The organism is Streptomyces sp. NPDC091289, from assembly GCF_044757365.1.
GTDB lineage: Bacteria > Actinomycetota > Actinomycetes > Streptomycetales > Streptomycetaceae > Streptomyces.
Genome location: NZ_JBIVUT010000001.1, coordinates 267,065 through 287,274, shown reverse-complemented (window position 1 = coordinate 287,274; position 20,210 = coordinate 267,065). Strand labels below are relative to the sequence as shown.

General features: G+C 72.0%; 16 protein-coding genes. 10 read left to right on the top strand and 6 right to left on the bottom strand.

Going from position 1 to position 20,210, the window contains the following annotated elements:
- Window positions 1–29 precede the first annotated feature (29 nt).
- Window positions 30–395: a tetratricopeptide repeat protein gene (locus ACIQPT_RS01155; RefSeq protein ID WP_401151121.1), complete on the bottom strand. Its 366-nt coding sequence runs from the start codon at window positions 393–395 to the stop codon at window positions 30–32.
- A 147-nt stretch (window positions 396–542) separates the two neighbouring features.
- On the opposite strand from ACIQPT_RS01155, the gene ACIQPT_RS01150 reads away from it, so the two are divergent.
- The 5 genes from ACIQPT_RS01150 to ACIQPT_RS01130 all read left to right on the top strand — a co-directional run bounded on the left by ACIQPT_RS01150 (window position 543) and on the right by ACIQPT_RS01130 (window position 5,807).
- Complete coding sequence (locus ACIQPT_RS01150) at window positions 543–1,508, top strand: pirin family protein (protein WP_401151119.1); 966 nt, start codon at window positions 543–545, stop codon at window positions 1,506–1,508.
- Between the two features lie 164 nt (window positions 1,509–1,672).
- Window positions 1,673–3,289, top strand: coding sequence for an adenosine deaminase (locus ACIQPT_RS01145; RefSeq protein WP_401151116.1), 1,617 nt, complete (start codon window positions 1,673–1,675; stop codon window positions 3,287–3,289).
- A gap of 126 nt (window positions 3,290–3,415) precedes the next feature.
- The gene (locus ACIQPT_RS01140) at window positions 3,416–3,865 is read left to right on the top strand and encodes a nuclear transport factor 2 family protein (RefSeq protein WP_401151114.1); all 450 of its coding nucleotides are present in this window, start codon (window positions 3,416–3,418) and stop codon (window positions 3,863–3,865) included.
- Complete coding sequence (locus ACIQPT_RS01135; protein ID WP_401151111.1) at window positions 3,862–5,064, top strand: MFS transporter; 1,203 nt, start codon at window positions 3,862–3,864, stop codon at window positions 5,062–5,064. The genes ACIQPT_RS01140 and ACIQPT_RS01135 overlap by 4 nt, the downstream gene beginning before the upstream one ends.
- A 77-nt stretch (window positions 5,065–5,141) precedes the next feature.
- Window positions 5,142–5,807 carry a TOPRIM nucleotidyl transferase/hydrolase domain-containing protein gene (locus ACIQPT_RS01130; RefSeq protein ID WP_401151109.1) on the top strand — a complete coding sequence of 222 codons (666 nt, stop codon included), beginning with the start codon at window positions 5,142–5,144 and terminating at the stop codon, window positions 5,805–5,807.
- Between the two features lie 25 nt (window positions 5,808–5,832).
- On the opposite strand, the gene ACIQPT_RS01125 is transcribed toward ACIQPT_RS01130, so the two are convergent.
- The 5 genes from ACIQPT_RS01125 to ACIQPT_RS01105 form a co-directional block, all read right to left on the bottom strand.
- Entirely contained in the window at window positions 5,833–6,858 is a 1,026-nt protein-coding gene (locus ACIQPT_RS01125; protein ID WP_401151107.1) for a LacI family DNA-binding transcriptional regulator, read from the bottom strand.
- A 61-nt stretch (window positions 6,859–6,919) separates the two neighbouring features.
- Window positions 6,920–8,002 (bottom strand): rhamnose ABC transporter substrate-binding protein, encoded by a 1,083-nt coding sequence (gene rhaS, locus ACIQPT_RS01120; protein WP_401151105.1) that lies wholly within the window; start codon window positions 8,000–8,002, stop codon window positions 6,920–6,922.
- Between the two features lie 41 nt (window positions 8,003–8,043).
- A complete protein-coding gene (locus ACIQPT_RS01115; RefSeq protein WP_401151102.1) occupies window positions 8,044–9,054 on the bottom strand; it encodes an ABC transporter permease in 1,011 nt (336 codons plus the stop codon).
- Window positions 9,047–10,087, bottom strand: coding sequence for an ABC transporter permease (locus tag ACIQPT_RS01110; RefSeq protein ID WP_401151100.1), 1,041 nt, complete (start codon window positions 10,085–10,087; stop codon window positions 9,047–9,049). The genes ACIQPT_RS01115 and ACIQPT_RS01110 overlap by 8 nt, the downstream gene beginning before the upstream one ends.
- Window positions 10,084–11,601, bottom strand: coding sequence for a sugar ABC transporter ATP-binding protein (locus ACIQPT_RS01105; protein WP_401151097.1), 1,518 nt, complete (start codon window positions 11,599–11,601; stop codon window positions 10,084–10,086). The genes ACIQPT_RS01110 and ACIQPT_RS01105 overlap by 4 nt, the downstream gene beginning before the upstream one ends.
- 260 nt (window positions 11,602–11,861) lie before the next feature.
- Between ACIQPT_RS01105 and rhaI the strand changes: the two genes are divergently transcribed.
- The 5 genes from rhaI to ACIQPT_RS01080 all read left to right on the top strand — a co-directional run bounded on the left by rhaI (window position 11,862) and on the right by ACIQPT_RS01080 (window position 20,202).
- A complete protein-coding gene (gene rhaI / locus ACIQPT_RS01100; RefSeq protein ID WP_401151095.1) occupies window positions 11,862–13,022 on the top strand; it encodes an L-rhamnose isomerase in 1,161 nt (386 codons plus the stop codon).
- A 131-nt stretch (window positions 13,023–13,153) separates the two neighbouring features.
- A complete protein-coding gene (locus ACIQPT_RS01095; protein WP_401151093.1) occupies window positions 13,154–15,193 on the top strand; it encodes a bifunctional aldolase/short-chain dehydrogenase in 2,040 nt (679 codons plus the stop codon).
- A complete protein-coding gene (locus ACIQPT_RS01090; RefSeq protein WP_401151090.1) occupies window positions 15,190–16,659 on the top strand; it encodes a rhamnulokinase family protein in 1,470 nt (489 codons plus the stop codon). The genes ACIQPT_RS01095 and ACIQPT_RS01090 overlap by 4 nt, the downstream gene beginning before the upstream one ends.
- Window positions 16,660–16,701: 42 nt before the next feature.
- Window positions 16,702–19,911, top strand: a complete 3,210-nt coding sequence (locus tag ACIQPT_RS01085; protein ID WP_401151089.1) for an alpha-L-rhamnosidase — start codon at window positions 16,702–16,704, stop codon at window positions 19,909–19,911.
- 75 nt (window positions 19,912–19,986) lie between these two features.
- Window positions 19,987–20,202 (top strand): hypothetical protein, encoded by a 216-nt coding sequence (locus ACIQPT_RS01080; RefSeq protein ID WP_401151086.1) that lies wholly within the window; start codon window positions 19,987–19,989, stop codon window positions 20,200–20,202.
- The last annotated feature ends 8 nt before the right edge of the window (window positions 20,203–20,210 follow it).

Here is a 20,210-nt window from a genome sequence, read left to right as displayed (position 1 = left end):
GGGCCCGGCAGGTGGAGCGGGGCGACGGCTCAGGAGTGGGTGGCTCCGGGGCCGAAGTCGCCGGTGAGGGCGGCCGCCATCCGCAGGTGCGGCGCCGCGTCGGCGGTCCGCCCCTGGCGCTCCAGCGTCCGGCCCAGCATGAGGCGGGCGTAGCTCTCCACCGGGTCGAGCTCCAGAACGGTCCGCAGCTCCTCCTCGGCCTTGCCCAGTCGGGCGGAGTGGTAGTAGGAGCGGGCCAGCAGCAGCCGGGGCGCGACCTGCTCCGGCACCTCCTCGACGAGTCCGCCCAGGATCCGCGCGGCCGTCAGGTACTCCTTGGCCTCGAAGAACATCTGCGCCCGGTCCCACCGGTCGGCGGCGGTGCCGAACTCGTAGTAGGTCTCGGTCTCGCTCACGTGTCCTCCTTCGTGTGGTGCGGCCCGTCTCCGGACCGCCCCGCCGTACGTTCAGCCATGACAACACCGCACAATGGTTGAACATTCCACTAAAATTCTGGCGTGGGACCCGGTGCTCCACGCCCCTACGGGAATAGGTTGAGCGCCATGAGCAATCTCGATCGCCAGGCGACGCCCTCCGTCTGCGGAGGGCGCGGCTTCGTCGTCGCCGAGCCCGTCCGTGAGCTCCTCGCCCCCCGCCACGTCCAGCTCGGCGAGGGCACCGAGGTCCGCCGGCTGCTGCCCAACCTCGGCCGGCGCATGGTCGGCGCCTGGGCCTTCGTCGACCACTACGGACCCGACGACATCGCCGACGAGCCCGGGATGCAGGTCCCGCCCCACCCGCACATGGGACTCCAGACCGTCAGCTGGCTCCATGACGGGGAGGTCCTCCACCGGGACAGCCTCGGCAGCCTCCAGACGGTACGCCCCCGCGAGCTGGGCCTGATGACCTCGGGCCGTGCCATCAGCCACTCCGAGGAGAGCCCGAAGGAGCACGCCCGGCTGCTGCACGGGGCGCAGCTCTGGGTGGCGCTCCCGGATGCGCACCGCAACGTCGAGCCGCACTTCCAGCACCACAGGGACCTGCCCGTCGTCACCGCCCCCGGCCTCGCCGCCACCGTCATCCTGGGCGAACTGGACAGGGCGGCCTCGCCCGGCACCGCGTACACCCCGATCGTCGGCGCCGACGTGACCCTGACCGGCGGCGCCGAGGCCCGCCTGCCCCTGGACCCCGACTTCGAGTACGCGGTCCTGTCCATGTCGGGCGAGGCCGAGGTCGACGGCGTCCCCGTGCTGCCCGGCTCGATGCTCTACCTCGGCTGCGGCCGCACCGAACTGCCCCTGCGCGCCGTCTCCGACGCCGGACTGATGCTCCTGGGTGGCGAACCGTTCGAGGAGGAGCTCGTGATGTTCTGGAACTGGATCGGCCGCTCCCACGAGGAGATCGCCCAGGCCCGCGAGGACTGGATGAACGGCGACAGGTTCGGCGAGGTCAAGGGGTACGACGGCGCCCCGATCCCCGCGCCTCAGCTCCCGCCGGGGCCCCTCAAGTCGCGAGGGCGGGTGCGCTGACCGCCCCTTGGGTGAGCGTCGCGACACCACGGAGGTACTGACGTACAGCGCCTCGAACCGTGTGCGCACGGGGCGACGGATCTCCCCACTCGATCGAGTGGATCTTGCTGCCCGTGTACGCGATTCGGGCCGGGAAGCGTGTCCGACGACGCGATCATTCGGCGGTGATCTCATCGATTCGGACGGCCCACCGTCCCAAGTCCCTGCTCCCTGCCGGGCTCGGTTTACTCGCTCTCGTCACGCTGCTCCCCGCCGTACCGGCCGCCGCGGCACCCGCGCGGGACGCATCTCCCCGGGCCGGGGCGCAGGCGCCGGGCCGCCTCACGACCCCGGCCGAACGCAGGACCGCCGCCCGCCTCGACGCGTTGGGGGACAACCCGGCGCGGCTCAAGGCGTTCTTCGCGGCGTTGCCCAAGGGCGGCGACCTCCACAACCACCTCTCGGGCGCGGTCACCACCGAGTACCTGATCCAACTCGCGGGCGAGAACGGCCTGTGCATCGATGCCACGGACACCGCGGTGCGCCCGCCCTGTGGACCGGGCACCCGGCCGGCCGCCGACGCCCGCACGGACGCGGAGTTCCGTCAGCGGATCGTCCGCGCCTGGTCGATGCAGGATTTCCCCGCCGACCAGTCCGGCCACGACCACTTCTTCGACACCTTCGGCAAGTTCGGCGAGGCGACGCGCGACCGCGGCAAGATGCTCGCCAACGTCGCCAACACCGTCGTGGAGCAGAACCAGTTCTACCTGGAGACCCTGGTCACCCCCGCGTCGGACTCCGCGAAGAAGCTCGCCGATTCCGTGGGCTACGACGCCGACCTCGCCGCCTTCCACCGCAAGCTGGTCGGCGGCGGAAAGCTCGACGGGGTCGTCGCCGAGGCCGTACGCGAGGCGGATGCCGCCGACGCCCAGTTCCGGGAGGCGGCGCACTGCGACACCGACCGCCCCGACCCCGGCTGCCGCCTTCCCGTCCGGTGGATCTCCCAGGTTTCCCGCGGGAGTTCGAACGAACGCGTCTTCACCCAGATGGCGCTCGGCATGCGACTCGCGGAGCGCGACCCGCGGTTCGTCGCCGTCAACCTCGTCCAGCCGGAGGACGGGGAGAGCGCCCTGCGCAACTACCGCCTCCAGATGCGGATGCTCCAGTACCTGCGGACCCAGTACCCGGACGCCCGCCTCACCCTGCACGCCGGTGAGCTGACCCCCGGCCTGGTCAAGCCCGAGGACCTGACGTTCCACATCCGTGAGGCCGTCCTCGTCGCCGGAGCCGAACGCATCGGCCACGGCGTCGACCTGGTCCACGAGGACGACTGGCGGCAGCTCGCCCGGACGATGGCCCGGCGCGATGTCGCCGTCGAGGTGCCGTTCAGCAGCAACAAGCAGATCCTGGGCGTCGCGGGCGACGACCACCCGTTCAACGCGTACCGCCGCTACGGCGTCCCGGTGGTCCTGGCCACCGACGACCCCGGCGTCTCGCGCATCGACATCAGCCACGAGTACCAGTACGCCCGCGCCACCTACGGCCTGGGCTACACCGAGCTGAAGGACCTGGCGCGCGCCTCGCTGACGTACGCCTTCCTCGACGGCGGCAGCCTGTGGGCCACCGGCGCCGAGCGCTCCGGCTACCGCCCGGTGCGCGTCTGCGCCGGATCCCGGCCGGGCATCGCGCCTCCCGCCCCCGCCTGCGCCCGCTATCTCGCGGACAACGCGAAGGCGGCCACCGAGTGGCGTCAGGAAGCGGCCTTCGCCGCATTCGAACGCCGTCAGGGCGGGGCGCGCTGATCCCTCGCCACCGCTGACCGTCCGACGACCGGGGGGCGGGATCGTGCAGGGCGGCCCAGGGCCGCGCACGGTCCCGCCCGCCCCGTAGGACGCGCGGCCCGCCCGGCCCACGGCTACGCTCGCGGCATGGGAGAGAGCGGAGAGGACGAGACCGCCGAGCCGCCCGCGGACCGGGGAACGCCCGACGCGGATCACGCCCGGCTCGCCGTGACCGTGGACGCCTGGTCCGCCGCGATCGTCTCGAACGACGTGACACGGATGGCGGCCTTCATGGCGGACGAGTGGGTCATCGTCTCCGAGTCCGGCATCACGGACCGGGACACGTTCCTCGGTTATGTCGAGTCCGGCGACCTGACCCACTCGGCGATGGCGGCCATCAGCCCGCCGAGGGTCCGAGTCCACGGCGACACCGCCACGATCACGGCACGGATGACGAACACGGCCCACTACGGCGGCCGCCGTTTCGACGCCGACGAATGGGTCACGGACGTTCTCGTCCGGCGTGAGGGCCGCTGGCTGTGCGTGCTCACCCACATCACGCCCGCCGCCCGGCCGGACGACGCCTCCGCCGCATGAGCCGGACCACCGGACCCACCCGTCCGAAGAGGCGCCTGGGCTACCCGGCCGCCGCGGCCGTCTTCGCCATCGGCATGGCGGGCACCACCCTGCCCACCCCGCTCTACGGCCTCTACCGGGAACAGCTCGGCTTCTCCGAGCTGATGGTGACGGTGGTCTTCGCCGTCTACGCCCTCGGAGTGATCGCCACCCTGCTGCTCGCCGGGAACGTCTCCGACGAGGCGGGGCGGCGGCCCGTTCTCCTGGCCGCCCTGGGCTTCTCGGCGGCCAGCGCCCTCTGCTTCCTCTTCGAGGGCGGGCTCCCCGCCCTGTTCGCCGGCCGCCTCCTCTCCGGGTTCGCCGCCGGACTGCTGAGCGGCGCGGCGACGGTCACGGTGATGGAGCTGGCCCCGCCGGGGCGCGCGGCCAGGGCCGGGCTGGCCGCGACCGCCGCGAACATGGGCGGCCTGGGGTGCGGCCCGCTCCTGTCGGGACTCCTCGCCGAGTACGCCCCCTGGCCCCTGCGGCTCCCCTTCGTCGTGCACCTGGCGCTGATCGCCGTGGCCGCCGCGCTGACCTGCCTCCTGCCCGAGACGGTCACCTCCCGCGTCCGCCGATTCCGGCTGCGGCCGCAGGGCCTCGCCGTCCCGCCCGAGGTGCGCGGGGTGTTCGCCGCTTCGGCGCTGGCCGCCTTCGCCGGGTTCTCCCTGCTGGGTCTCTTCACGGCGGTCGCCCCCGCCTTCGTGGCCGAGACGCTCGACGTCCACAATCTGGCCCTGACCGGACTCGTCGTCTTCTCCGTCTTCCTCGCCTCCACGGCCGGGCAGGCGCTCATGGGACGGGTCGGCGAGCGCCGTGCCCTGCCGGGCGGCTGCTTCGTGCTGGTCGGCGGACTCGTGCTGGTGGGTGCGTCGTTGCTGTTCGCCTCACTGCCGCTGCTCGTCGCCGGTGCGCTCTGCGGCGGCCTCGGCCAGGGGCTGGCGTTCCGCGGCGCGGTGACGGCGATCAGCGCGGCGGCGCCGCCCGAGCACCGGGCCGCGACCGTGTCCGCCTTCTTCGTCATCGCCTACCTGGGCATCTCCCTGCCCGTCGTCGGCGTCGGCGCCCTCACCCTCGGCATCGGACTCAGGAACGCCGGACTGACCTTTTCCGGCTGTGTGCTGGCGCTGGCCCTGGGCGTCGGCCTGTACCTGGCGCGGCGGCCTCCCGCACTCCGCTGACGTACCGGGGAACGGTCCTCGCCGACGTACCCGAAAACCACTGCCGCACCCGCCGATCATGGTGCGAGACTGGCTCCGTGGACACAGCGACGCGCTTGAGGCAGACGGTCATCGCCTGGGCCGCGGGCGATACGGACACACCGGCGCCCGCCGAGGCCGCGGCCGCCCGCGACCTGGCGGCCGACCTGGGCCTGCGCACCGTGGTGCTCGTGGAGGGCGTCAGCGACCGGGCGGCCGTCGAGGCGCTGGCCGAACGCCAGGGGCGCGACCTGACCGCCGAGGGCGCCGTGGTCGTACCGCTCGGAGGCGCCACCAGCATCACCCGGTACCTGCGCCTCCTGGGGCCCGACGGACTCGACGTCCGGCCCGCCGGCCTGTGCGACGCGGCGGAGCAGCGGTTCTTCCTCCAGGGCCTGGAGCGGACCGGCTTCGGCACCGCCCGCACCCCCGAGGACCTGGAGACGCTGGGCTTCTTCACCTGCCACGCCGACCTGGAGGACGAGCTGATCCGGGCGCTGGGCACCGACGGCGTCCAGCAGGTCATCGACGACCAGGGCGACCTGCGCACCTTCCGGCTCTTCCAACGGCAGCCCGCCCAGCGGGAGCGGCCCGTCGAGGCGCAGCTGCGGCGGTTCATGGGGACCATCGGCGGCCGCAAGGAGCACTACGCGCGAGCGCTGACGGAAGCGCTGGACCCGGTACGTCTGCCACGCCCGCTGGACGGACTCCTCGCCCACCTCTGACCGACGGCCCCGGCCGCCCCGGGACTCAGCGCGGGGCGAGGCTGGAGCGGCGCACCACCAGCTCCGGCTGCAGCACCACCCGCCGGTGCTCGTGCGGCACGTCCGCCGCCCCGGCCCCGGTCTCCTCCAGGAGCAGACCCGCCGCCAGCGCCCCCATCGTCGCCGCCGGCTGCCGTACGGACGTGAGCGGCACGGCGGCCGCCGCCGCGAACTCGATGTCGTCGTACCCCACCAGCGCCAGATCGCCCGGAACGGAGACCCCGGCCGCGAACAGGGACTGCAGCACGCCCAGGGCCAGCAGGTCGTTGGCGCAGAACACGGCGGTCGGACGGTCGGAGAGCCCCAGCAGCCGGGCCCCCGCGTCCCGCCCCGCCGCCACGTCGAGCCGTTCCGTGGGCAGCTCCCGCAGCGCCTCCGGGCCCAGGCCCGCCTCCGCGAGCGCGGCGAGCGCTCCCGTACGGCGGTCCCGGACCTGGTTGAAGCCGGGCGGCCCGCTCACATACGCGATGGAGCGGTGCCCGGCGTCCAGCAGATGCCGTACGGCCAGGGCCCCGCCCGCCACGTCGTCGACCGACACCGAGCACTCGGTGGTTCCCTCGGCGACCCGGTCGACGAGGACGAACGGGATGTCGTGCCGCCGGAACGCCTCGATGTTCCGGCCGGTCGCGTCGGCGGGGGTGAGCAGCACGCCCCGGACCCGCTGTTCCGCGAAGAGCGACAGATACTCCGCCTCCTCGCCGGGGCTCTGCGCACTGTTGCAGACCATGACACCGAGCCCCGCCTCGCGCGCGGCCCGCTCCGCCCCGCGCGCCACGTCCACGAAGAACGGGTTGCCCATGTCGAGGACCAGCAGCCCCATGATCCGGCTGCGCCCCGCCCGCAACTGCCGCGCCGACTCGCTCCGGACGTATCCGAGCCGGTCGATCGCCGACAGGACGCGGGCCCGGGTGTCGGAACCGACCGCGTCCGGGCGGTTGATGACGTTGGAGACCGTGCCCACCGATACTCCGGCGACCCGGGCCACGTCCTTGATACCCACCGACCGGGCCATCAGACGGAGACCTCCAGAGGGGCGAGGGACGCGGAACGAACCCTCAGCCTATCCGCGCGCATCAGAAGTCGAAGTCGTCGATGTTGTCCTTGTCGAACACCGTCGGCTTGCCGAGGTCGACCACCCCGTCCTTCCCGATCGTGTACGTACCCAGGTCGCCCGCCTCGAAGGTCTGGCCTTCCTTGCCCGTGATCTGCCCGGACGCCAGCGCGATCGAGGTGTGGCCGGCCAGCTCGCCGAGCTTCGCCGGGTCCCACAGCTCGAACGCCTCGACGGTGCCGTTCTTCACGTACGAGCGCAGGTCGTTGGGGGTACCGAGGCCGGACAGCTTCACCTTGCCGCGGTACTTCGAACCGGACAGGTACTGCGCCGCCGCCTTGATGCCGACCGTGGTCGGCGAGACGATCCCGGCGAGCTTCGGGTGTTCCTGGAGCAGCCCCTGAGTCTGCTGGAAGGATTGCTGGGCGTCGTCGTTGCCGTACGCCACCTTCACCAGCTTCACGTCCTTGTACTTCGGGTCCTTCAGCTCGTCCTTCATGTAGTCGATCCACAGGTTCTGGTTCGTCGCGGTCTGGGCGGCGGACAGGATCGCGATCTCGCCCTTGTAGCCGATCTGCTCGGCGAGCAGCTGGACCTGGGTACGGCCCAGGTCCTCCGCCCCCGCCTGCGAGATGAACACATGGCGGCAGTCGGTCTTGGTGTCGGAGTCGTACGTGACGACCTTGACGCCGTTCTTCATGGCCTGCTTGAGCGCGGTGCACAGCGCGCCCGGGTCCTGCGCGGACACGGCGATGGCGTCGACCTGCTGCTGGGTGAGGGTGTTGACGTAGGAGACCTGGCCGGAGGTGTCGGTGGCGCTGGTCGGGCCGACCTCCTTGAAGGTGGACCCCAGCGCCTCGACGGCCTTCTGCCCGCCCTTGTCGGCGGTGGTGAAGTAGGGGTTGTTGACCTGCTTGGGCAGGAATCCCACGGTCAGGCCCTTCTTGGTGGGCGCGTCCGGGTCCGCCTCACCGGCCGAGGCGGCCGAGCCGCTCTCCTTCTTCACATCGCTCTTGGTGGTGCCCCCGCAGGCGGTGACGGCGAGCGCGAGGGAGGTGACGGCCGCGAGGGCCGCACAGGTGCGGCGGATCGATGACGTACGCATGGCAGGGTCCTTTGCGGGAGAGGGGCGGGGATGACGGACGGTTACGGGGTCGGAGCCGAGGCCGGGGTCGGAGCCGAGGCGGCCCGTCGCCCCGCCCTCGCCACGGCGATCTGCCGCCCGACGCGCGGGCCGAGCACGGAGACGACGAGCAGCACGCCGGTGACGACGATCTGCGACTGTGCGGAGACGTCGCCCAGGCTCATCACGTTCTGCAGCGCCCCGAGCAGGAACACGCCCGCGATCGCGCCGCCGAGCGTGCCCTTGCCTCCGTCGAAGTCGATACCGCCGAGCAACACAGCGGCCACGACGGACAGTTCGAGGCCGGTGGCGTTGTCGAAGCGGGCGCTGGCGTAGTGCAGCGCCCAGAACACGCCGGTGAGGGAGGCCATCAGGCCGGTCACCGTGAACAGGATCAGCTTCTGCCGCTTCACCCGCACGCCCGCGAACCTGGCCGCCTCCTCGTTGGCCCCGGTGGCGAACAGGGAGCGCCCGAACGGCGTCGCGTGCAGGGCGAGTACGGCGACGGCCAGCAGCGCCAGGAACGGCACGAGGGCGTACGGGACGAACGTGTCGCCGATCCGGCCGGCGGCGAAGTCCAGGTAGGGCGTGGGGAAGTCGGTGACGGCGTCCGAGCCCAGCACGATCTGCGCGATGCCCCGGTAGGCGGCCAGCGTTCCGATGGTGACCGCGAGCGACGGCAGCCCGAGCCGGGTGACGAGCAGCCCGTTGACCAGTCCGCAGACCACGCCGAGCAGCAGACAGACCGGGATGATCGCCTCGATCGGCAGACCCTGGTTCCACAGCGCCCCCATCACCGCCCCCGAGAGACCGGCCGTGGACGCCACCGACAGATCGATCTCGCCGGAGACGACCAGCAGGGTCATGGGCAGGGCGATCAGGGCGATGGGCAGGGTGTTGCCGATCAGGAACGACAGGTTGAGGGTGTTGCCGAAACCGTCGACGAAGCCGAAGGAGAGCAGCAGCACCACGATCAGGAGAGCGCCGACGACCGTGTCCCAGCGGACGGCGCGCGCGAGTGCGGAGTCAGCCATGGCGGGCGTTCCTCTTCTTCAGTGCGGACGCCACGCGCAGGGCGACGATCCGGTCGACCGCGATGGCGAGGATGAGCAGGAAGCCGTTGATCGCGAGCACCCATACGGAGCTGACGCCGAGCGCCGGCAGCACGCTGTTGACCGAGGTCAGCAGCAGCGCGCCGAGCGCCGCGCCGTAGACCGTGCCGGACCCGCCGGTGAAGACCACGCCGCCGACCACGACCGCGCTGACGACGGTGAGTTCGTAACCGGTGCCGGTGCCCGAGTCGACGTTCCCGAAGCGTGCCAGATACAGCGCGCCCGCGAGTCCGGCCAGCGCCCCGCAGAAGGTGTAGGCGAGCAGGATCCGCCGGCGTACCGGAATCCCCGCCAGCCGCGCCGCCTCCGGGTTGGAGCCGAGCGCGTACAGCTCGCGCCCGCTGCCGAAGTGCTTGAGGTAGTACGCCGTCGACACCAGCAGGGCCAGCGCGATCATCGCGAGCCAGGGCACCGCCGAGATGCCGCCCGAGCCGAAGTCCACGAAACCGCCCGGCAGATCGGCCGCCGTGATCTGCCGCGAGCCGACCCAGATCGAGTCGATGCCCCGGATGATGTAGAGCGTGCCCAGCGTCACGACCAGTGCGGGCACCTGGCCCAGGCTGACGAGCAGCCCGTTCAGCAGCCCGAAGCCGACGCCCAGCAGCACGGCCAGGGTCACGGCCACCACCGGGTGCCCGCCGCCCTGGAGATACGTACCGGCGGCGAAGGCGCTGATGCCGAGCGTCGAGCCCACGGACAGGTCGACGTTGCGGGTGATGACCACCAGCGACTGGCCGGTGGCGACCAGCATCAGGATCGTGGCGTTGAGCAGCAGGTCCTTGATGCCCTGCTCGGAGAGGAACGCGCTGTTGCCCATCTGGGTGAGGGCGAGCATCGCCAACAGCACGAGCAGGATGGCGAGTTCCCGCATCTTGAAGACGCGGTCCACCAGCCGGGTGCTGCTGGAGGCGGGGATCGGCGCGACGGGCGCCGGTTCGGTCGTCGTCACCGTCATGCGGCGGCCCTCCCGGTGGCAGCGGCCATCACGGTCTCCTCGGTGGCGTCGGAACGAGGGATCTCGGCGGTGAGGCGGCCCTCGTGCATCACCAGCACCCGGTCGGCCATGCCGAGGATCTCGGGCAGGTCGGAGGAGATCATCAGCACCGCCACCCCGTCGGCTGCCAGCGCGCTCAGCAGCCGGTGCACCTCCGCCTTGGTGCCGACGTCGATCCCGCGCGTCGGCTCGTCGACGATCAGCACGGCGGGCCCGGTGGCCAGCCACTTGGCCAGGACCACCTTCTGCTGGTTGCCGCCGGACAGGGTGGACACCGCGTCGGCGATCCGGGCGTACTTCACCTGGAGCCGGACCGCCCAGTCGAGCGACCGGCTGCGTTCCGCGCCCCGGTCCATCAGCCCCGCCTTCCGGGTGGCGCGCAGACCGGTGAGGCCGATGTTCCGCTCGATGGACATGCCCATCACCAGGCCCTGGGCCCGCCGGTCCTCGGGCACCAGGGCGAGGCCGGCGGCCATGGCGGTGGACGGGGCGCCGTTGACGAGCGCCCGCCCGGCCACCTCGACCTCGCCGGCGTCCCACCGGTCGATGCCGAAGACCGCCCGCGCCACCTCCGTACGTCCGGCGCCGACCAGACCCGCCATGCCGACGATCTCGCCGCATCGCACGTCGAAGGAGACGTCGGTGAACACGCCCTCGCGGGTGAGGCGGCGGACGCTGAGGGCGACCTCGCCGGCCTCGACGTGCTGCTTCGGGTAGAGCTCGTCCAGGTCCCGGCCGACCATCCGGCGGACCAGGTCCTCCTCGGCCATGCCCGCCAGCGGTTCACTGGCGATCAGGGCCCCGTCCCGCAGGGTGGTGACCCGTTCGCAGATCCGGAAGATCTCCTCCAGCCGGTGCGAGATGAACAGCACGGCGGCCCCTTGCTCGCGCAGTGCGCGGACCACGCCGAACAGCCGGGCCACCTCGCTGCCGGTCAGGGCGGCCGTCGGCTCGTCCATGATCAGGACGCGGGCGTCGAAGGAGAGGGCCTTGGCGATCTCGACGATCTGCTGGTCCGCGATCGACAGGCCGCGCGCCGGACGGTCGGGGTCGAGCTCGACCCCGAGCCGGCGCATCAGGGCGGCCGTCGCGGTCCGGGTGGCCCGGTGGTCGATCCGGCCGAGCGTCCGACGGGGCTGACGGCCCATGAAGATGTTCTCGGTGATCGACAGGTCGGGGAAGAGCGTGGGCTCCTGGTAGATGACGGCGATGCCGGCGTCCCGGGCGTCGGCGGGGCCGTGGAAGGTGGCCGGCTCGCCGTCCAGCAGGAGCTGACCGGCATCGGGCCGGTGCACTCCGGCGAGCGTCTTGATCAGAGTGGACTTGCCCGCGCCGTTCTCGCCGGCGAGGGCGTGGACCTCGCCGGGGAACAGGTCGAGGGACACGTCCCGCAGGGCTCGTACGGCGCCGAAGGACTTGGAGACGTCCCTCAGTGCCAGCACGGGGGCCGGATCCTTGGCGGACCGGTGGGTCATCGGGGGCTCCTCGACGATGCGGAGGGCGTCCTCACGGCATCGTGAAAGGTTTCAAATGAGTTGCCGGGACGTTAGGCAGGTCCCTCGGGTCGCGTCAATGGGGGTGAACGGAAATTCTCGATCGCCCCTTGTATCCGAGAGGTTCTGTGAGGTCCGGGCTGCCGGAAGGGTTGACAGCCCTCAGGGGTGCTCCTAACTTCAACCCGCATGAATCGTTTCAGATTCATTCGCGTTCACACCGAAGTCACAGGAGCGACGAAGTGACCGAGCCCGCCACGGTGAAGGCCGCCCTCATGTCCCAGGCCATCGAGACTCCCTCATGGGCGTACGGGAATTCAGGGACCCGCTTCAAGGTCTTCGCCCGGCCCGGCGTGCCCCGCACCCCCCAGGAGAAACTGGACGACGCGGCGAAGGTGCACGAGTTCACCGGAGCCGCACCCACCGTCGCCCTCCATATTCCCTGGGACACGGTCGACGACTACGCGGCCCTCGCCGGGCACGCCCGCGACCGGGGCCTCACCCTCGGGGCCGTCAACGCCAACACCTTCCAGGACGACGACTTCCGGCTCGGCAGCGTCTGCCACCCGGAGGCCGCCGTACGCCGCAAGGCGCTGGACCACCTTCTGGCCTGCGTCGACATCATGGACGCGACAGGATCCCGGGACCTCAAGCTGTGGTTCGCGGACGGCACCAACTACCCCGGGCAGGACGACATCCGCGAGCGGCAGGACCGGCTCGCCGAGGCACTGACCGCCGTGTACGAACGGCTCGGCGACGACCAGCGGATGCTCCTGGAGTACAAGCTGTTCGAGCCCGCCTTCTACACGACCGACGTCCCGGACTGGGGCACGGCGTACGCCCACTGCCTGAAGCTCGGCCCGAAGGCGCAGGTCGTCGTGGACACCGGTCACCACGCACCGGGCACCAACATCGAGTTCATCGTCGCGACCCTGCTGCGCGAGGGTCGGCTCGGGGGATTCGACTTCAACTCCCGCTTCTACGCCGACGACGACCTGATGGTCGGGGCGGCCGACCCCTTCCAGCTCTTCCGCATCATGTACGAGGTCGTGCGCGGCGGCGGGCTCACCGCGGACGTCGCCTTCATGCTCGACCAGTGCCACAACATCGAGGAGAAGATCCCCGCGATCATCCGCTCGGTGATGAACGTGCAGGAGGCCACCGCGAAGGCGCTCCTCGTGGACCGCGAGGCCCTGGCCGCCGCCCAGCGCGCCGGCGACGTCCTGGAGTCCAACGCCGTGCTCATGGACGCCTACAACACCGACGTACGTCCCCTGCTCGCCGAGATCCGCGAGGAACAGGGCCTCGACGGCGACCCGATGGCCGCCTACCGGCGCTCCGGCTGGGCGACGAAGACCGCCGAGGAGCGGATCGGCGGACAGCAGGCGGGCTGGGGGGCGTAGGCCTTCGGCCCTCGCCGCGCCCCAAGCCCGACGGCCCTCACCGCGCCCCACACCCGACGGGCCATGCCCTGCCCGGCCCCACGCCCCGACCGCCTCTTTGCCGCCCCTGAGCGAAGGACACCGAGGAACCCATGGCACTCCACCCCGAAGCCGCAGCACTCCTGGCCCGCTCCCACCGGCTCGGCTCCGACCCGCGCAACACGAACTACGCAGGCGGCAACGCCTCGGCCAAGGGCCCCGCGCCCGACCCGGTCACCGGCGACGACGTCGAGCTGATGTGGGTCAAGGGCTCCGGCGGCGACCTCGGCACCCTCACCGAGGAAGGGCTCGCCGTACTCCGCCTCGACCGGCTCCGCGCCCTGCGAGGCGTCTACGCGGGCGAGGAGCGCGAGGACGAGATGGTCGCCGCGTTCGACTACTGCCTGCACGGCAAGGGCGGCGCGGCCCCCTCCATCGACACTGCCATGCACGGCCTCGTCGACGCCCCGCACGTCGACCATCTGCACCCCGACTCCGGGATCGCGCTCGCCTGCGCCGCCGACGGGGAGAAGCTGACCGCCGACTGCTTCGGCGACACGGTCGCGTGGGTTCCCTGGCGGCGTCCCGGCTTCCAGCTCGGCCTGGACATCGCCGCGGTCAAGGACGCGAACCCGGAGGCCATCGGCTGTGTCCTGGGCGGCCACGGCATCACCGCCTGGGGCGGGACGTCCGAGGAGTGCGAGGCCAACGCGCTCCACATCATCCGCACCGCCGAGACGTTCCTGGCCGAGCGCGGCAGGCCCGAGCCGTTCGGACCAGTCCTCGACGGGTACGAGGCGCTGCCCGAGGCGGAGCGCCGCGAGCGGGCCGCCGCCCTCGCCCCGTACGTACGCGGCCTGGCCTCCCGGGACCGCCGCCAGGTCGGGCACTTCGACGACTCCGAAGCGGTCCTGGACTTCCTCGCCCGCGCCGAACACCCGAGGCTCGCGGCACTGGGCACCTCCTGCCCGGACCACTTCCTCCGCACGAAGGTCAGGCCCCTGGTCCTCGACCTGCCGCCCACCGCTGAACTCGACGAGGCCGTACGGCGTTTGGGCGAACTGCACGCCGCCTACCGGGAGGAGTACGCCGCCTACTACACCCGCCACGCGGAGCCCGGCTCGCCCCCGATGCGGGGTGCGGACCCGGCGATCGTGCTGATCCCCGGAGTGGGGATGTTCAGCTTCGGCAAGGACCAGCAGACCGCCCGCGTGGCGGGGGAGTTCTACCGCAACGCGATCAACGTGATGCGTGGCGCGGAAGCCGTCTCCTCCTATGCGCCGATCGAGGAGTCGGAGAAGTTCCGCATCGAGTACTGGGCGCTGGAGGAGGCCAAACTCCGGCGGATGCCGAAGCCGATGCCGCTGGCCACCCGGGTCGCCCTGGTGACCGGCGCGGGCAGCGGCATCGGCAGGGCCATCGCCCGCCGCCTCGTCGCGGAGGGCGCCTGCGTGGTCGTCGCGGACCTGGACCAGGAGAGCGGGGTCGTCGTCGCCGAGGAGCTGGGCGGCCTGGACCGGGCGGTGGCCGTCACGGTCGATGTCACCAGCGAGGAGCAGATCGCGGCCGCCTTCGACGCGGCGGCGCTCGCCTTCGGCGGCGTCGACCTGGTGGTGAACAACGCGGGCATCTCCATCTCCAAGCCGCTCGCGGAGACCACGGCCCGGGACTGGGACCTCCAGCACGCCATCATGGCCCGGGGCTCCTTCCTGGTCTCGCGCGAGGCCGCCCGTGTCATGCGCGCCCAGGGCTTCGGCGGCGACCTCGTCTACATCGCCTCCAAGAACGCCGTCTTCGCCGGCCCGAACAATGTCGCCTACTCCGCCGCCAAGGCCGACCAGGCCCACCAAGTGCGCCTGTTGGCCGCCGAGTTGGGCGGGGACGGCATCCGCGTCAACGGCGTCAACCCGGACGGCGTCGTGCGCGGCTCAGGCATCTTCGCCGGCGGATGGGGGGCGCAGCGCGCCGCGACGTACGGGATCGAGGAGGAGAAGCTCGGCGAGTTCTACGCCCAACGCACCCTCCTCAAGCGCGAGGTGCTGCCCGAACACGTCGCGAACGCCGTCTTCGCCCTGACCGGTGGCGAGTTGACCCACACCACCGGCCTCCACATCCCCGTCGACGCCGGGGTCGCCGGGGCCTTCCTGCGATGAGCGTCGCCGGTACGCAGACCTTCGCGGCCGTCGACCTCGGCGCGTCCAGCGGGCGGGTCATGGTCGGCCGCGTCGGCCCGGACATCCTGCACCTCACCGAGTCCCATCGCTTCGCCAACCGGCCCGTACGCCTGCCCGAAGGCCTGCGCTGGGACATCCTCGGCCTGTACGGGGGCGTCCTGGACGGGCTGCGCGCGGCGGGCCCGGTCGACTCCGTCGGCATCGACAGCTGGGCCGTGGACTACGGCCTCCTCGACGCCGACGGCGCCCTGCTCGGCAACCCCGTCCACTACCGGGACGCCCGCACCGAGGGGGTGCCCGAGCAGGTGTGGGCCACGGTCCCGCCCGGTGACCTCTACCGCGCCACCGGCATCCAGTACGCCCCGTTCAACACGCTCTACCAACTCGTGGCCGCTCGCAAAACCCCGCAGCTGTCGTCCGCCGCACGTCTGTTGCTGATCCCCGACCTGATCGCGTACTGGCTCACGGGGGAGCAGGGCACCGAGCTCACCAACGCCTCCACCACCCAGCTCATCGACCCGCGCACCGGCGACTGGAACCACGACCTGGCCGACCGTCTCGGTATCGACCTCGCCCTCTTCGCCCCGCTGCGCCGCCCCGGCGACCCGGCGGGCGCGCTGCTCCCGGCGGTCCAGGAGCAGACCGGGCTGCCGGGCCCCGTACCCGTGACGGCCGTCGGCTCGCACGACACCGCATCGGCGGTCGCCGCCGTCCCGGCCGGGCGGGGAGAGCGGTTCGCCTACCTCTGCACCGGAACCTGGTCCCTCGCCGGCCTCGAACTCGACGCCCCCGTCACCACGGAGGCGAGCCGTGCCGCGAATTTCACCAACGAGCTGGGCATCGACGGCACCGTGCGATTCCTGCGCAACATCATGGGCTTGTGGCTGCTCCAGGAGTGCATGCGCACCTGGGGCCGGGAGGACGTCACCCCTCTGCTCGCCGAAGCCGCACGCGCGCCCGCCCTGCGGTCCGTGGTGGATGCCGCCGCACCTGAATTCCTGGCCCCCGGAGACATGGCCGAACGCATCGCGGCCGCCTGCCGGGCGACCGGCCAGCCCGAGCCCGCGACTCCGGGCGCGACCACGCGCTGCATCCTCGACTCGCTGGCCCTCGCCCACCGGCGCGCGATCCACGAGGCGCAGCGCCTGGCCGACCGCGCGGTCGACGTGGTGCACATCGTCGGAGGAGGGGCGCGTAACGCCCTGCTCTGCCAACTCACGGCCGATGCCTGCGGTCTGCCGGTGGTCGCGGGCCCCGCGGAAGCGGCCGCGCTCGGCAACGTCCTCGTCCAGGCGCGGGCCCACGGCCTGCCCGGCGACCTCGACTCGGTGCGTGAACTCATCGTCCGCACGCAGCCCTTGACCCGCTACGAGCCGTCGGGTGACCCGGCGGCCTGGGAGGCGGCGGCGCGCCGCGTCGACGGCGCGCACCCCCTGTATTCCTGACCCCGCTCCATCCCCTGTCCCCTCGCCGAATCGGAGCCGAGTGTGATCAGCAGACGACGACTGCTCAGCACGACTGCCACCGCCCTGGGAACCACCCTCATCGCCGGAGCCATCCCGCCCGCGCAGGCCGCCGAACGCGGCGCGGCCGGCGCGGCCGGAGCGAAGTCGCTGCGGGTGAGCGGCGCGACCGCCGAGTACGTCCGGCGCCCGCTCGGCATTGGCGCCACCCGCCCGCGTCTCAGCTGGCCGCTGGCCGCCACCGAGCCCGGACGCAGCCAGAGCGCGTACCAGATACGCGTCGCCCTCAGCGAACGCGCCCTGGCCCGCCCCGACGTCTGGGACAGCGGCAAGGTCGCATCCCCGGATTCCGCCCAGGTGACCTACGGCGGACCGGAGTTGCGCTCCCGTACCCGCTACTACTGGACCGTACGGGTCTGGGACGACGAGGGTCGGGCCTCCGCCTGGTCCGAGCCCACGTGGTGGGAGACGGGCCTCAACGAGGCGTCGGACTGGTCGGCGCGCTGGATCGGGGCCCCGGCCGCCCTCGTCGGCGCGCCCGACCTGGATTCGGCCTCCTGGATCTGGTTCCCGGAAGGCGATCCGGCGACGAACGCTCCGGCCGCGACCCGCTGGTTCCGGGGCGCGTTCGACGTACCCGAGGGCGTGACCCGGGCCCGGCTCGTGCTCACCGCCGACGACGGATACGTAGCCCATCTGGACGGAGCCGAGGTCGCCCGGGCCGAGGCGGACCAGGCCGCCGAGACCTGGCGGCGCCCGTCGCTCACCGACGTCACCGCCCACCTCACCCCCGGCCGCCATGTGCTCGCCGTCGCCGCGACCAACGACGTGGCCGGCCCCGCCGGGCTGCTCGGGGCCCTGGAACTGACCACCGACGATGGCGTGCGCACCCTCACCACCGGGGACGACTGGAAGGCCATCGACGCCGAACCCGCAGGCGACTGGCGGGCCGTGGACTACGACGACGGATCCTGGCCCGCCGCCAAGGTCCTCGCCGCGTGGGGCTCCGGCCCCTGGGGCAAGGTGGCCCCGGCCTACGCCCCCGTCGCCCAGCTGCGCCACGAGTTCCGGCTGCGCCGCAAGCCGGTCGCACGCGCCCGGCTGTACTCCACCGCCCTCGGCCTGTACGAGGCCCACCTCAACGGTGAGCGCGTCGGCACGGACCGCCTCGCGCCCGGCTGGACCGACTACGCCAAGCGGATCCAGTACCAGACCCATGACGTCACCGAGCTGCTCACCGCCGGGGCCAACACCCTCGGCGTGGAGCTGGCGACGGGCTGGTACGCGGGCAACGTGGGTATGTTCGGCCCGCATCAGTACGGCGAACACCCCGCCTTCCTCGGCCAGTTGGAGGTTACCTACCGGGACGGGACGACCGAGCGGGTGCTGTCCGGTACCGATTGGCGGGCGGCCACCGGACCCATCACCCTGGCCGATCTCCTCACCGGCGAGAGCTACGACGCCCGCCGCGAGACGACCGGCTGGCTGCGCCCCGGCTTCGACGACGCCGACTGGGCGAAGGCGGTGCCCGCCGAGGAGGAGGTCACCGCCGAACTGGTGGCGGAGCCCGACGGGCCCTGCCGCGTCATCCAGGAGCTCAAGGCCCGGAAGATCACCGAACCCCGCCCCGGCGTCTTCGTCTTCGACCTCGGCCAGAACATGGTCGGCACACCGCGCCTGCGCGTCACCGGCCGCGCCGGCACCACCGTACGGCTGCGCCACGCCGAGGTGCTGAACCCCGACGGCACCGTCTACACCACCAACCTCCGTACCGCCGCGGCGACCGACCACTACACCCTCAAGGGCGGCGGCCGCGAGACGTACGAGCCCCGCTTCACCTTCCACGGCTTCCGTTACGTCGAAGTGACCGGCTACCCCGGCAGGCCGCCGCTGGACGCCGTCGTCGGACGGGTGATCCACACCGACGCGCCCCTCACCATGGAGTTCGAGACGAACGTCCCGATGCTCAACCAACTCCACAGCAACATCACCTGGGGTCTGCGCGGCAACTTCCTCTCCATCCCCACCGACACCCCCGCCCGCGACGAACGCCTGGGCTGGACCGGCGACATCAACGTCTTCGCGCCCACCGCCGCGTACGCGATGGAGTCGGGGCGCTTCCTCGGCAAATGGCTGAGCGACCTCCAGGACGACCAGACCACCGACGGGGCCTTCACCGACGTCGCACCCCATGTCGAGGGACTCGGCGCGGGCTCGGCCGGCTGGGGCGACGCGGGCGTCACCGTCCCCTGGGCCCTCTACCAGGCGTACGGCGACACCCAGGTCCTGGAGAAGGCCTGGCCCTCGATGCTGAAGTGGCTCGACTACCTGGAGGCGCACAGCAGCGGACGGCTGCGGCCCGCCACCGGCTACGGCGACTGGCTCAACATCGCCGACGACACCCCCAAGGACGTCATCGCCACCGCCTACTACGCCCACAGCGCCGACCTCGTCGCCCGCACCGCCCGCGTCCTGGGCGAGGACCCGGCCCCGTACACCGCACTGTTCGCGGAGGTCCGCGAGGCCTTCCGTACCGCGTACGTCACCGACGGCGGCCGGGTGAAGGGCGACACGCAGACCGCCTACGTCCTCGCGCTCTCCATGGACCTGCTGAGTGCGGCGGAACGCACCACCGCGGCCGACCGCCTCGTCGCCCTGATCGAGGCGAAGGACTGGCACCTGTCCACGGGCTTCCTCGGCACCCCGCGCCTGCTCCCCGTCCTCACCGACACCGGGCACACGGACGTGGCGTACCGCCTGCTGCTCCAGCGGACCTTCCCGAGCTGGGGCTACCAGATCGACCGCGGGGCCACGACGATGTGGGAGCGCTGGGACTCCATCAAGCCGGACGGAAGCTTCCAGGACGCCGGGATGAACTCCTTCAACCACTACGCGTACGGCTCGGTGGGGGAGTGGATGTACGCCCACATCACCGGCATCGCGCCCGCCGCCCCCGGCTTCCGCAAGATCACGGTCCGGCCCCGGCCCGGCGGCGGTATCACCCGAGCCCGGGGCAGGTTCACCTCCCTTCACGGCCCGGTCACCACCGACTGGAAGACGGAGAAGGGCCGTTTCCACCTGACCGTGAGCCTGCCCGTGAACACCACCGCCGACGTATGGATCCCGGCCGCCCGCGCCGAGGACGTCACGCACAGCGGCGCCCGGTTCCTGCGGATGGAGGACGGCTGCGCGGTCTTCGCCGTCGGCTCGGGCAACCACCGCTTCACGGCCTGAGTCCGCGGCTCCGGCTCCTCGTCCGGCGACCGGGCGAGGAGCCGGACCGGGCGATCGAACAGCTATTCTCACTGCGTGCTGGGAAACGGATTTGTTCTGCTGTGGGGATGCGCGGTGCTGGTCGCCGGGGTGGCCCTGGCCACCAACGTGCGTGGAGCGACCGACTGGTTCGAGGTGAAGGCCAACGCGCGGCGCACCTGGCCGCTCACCCTGACCCAGTATCGGATCGGCGGCGGCGTCATGGCGGTCATCGGCGCGGGTTTCGTGCTCGTGTCACTGGCAGGGTCCTGAGCCACCGA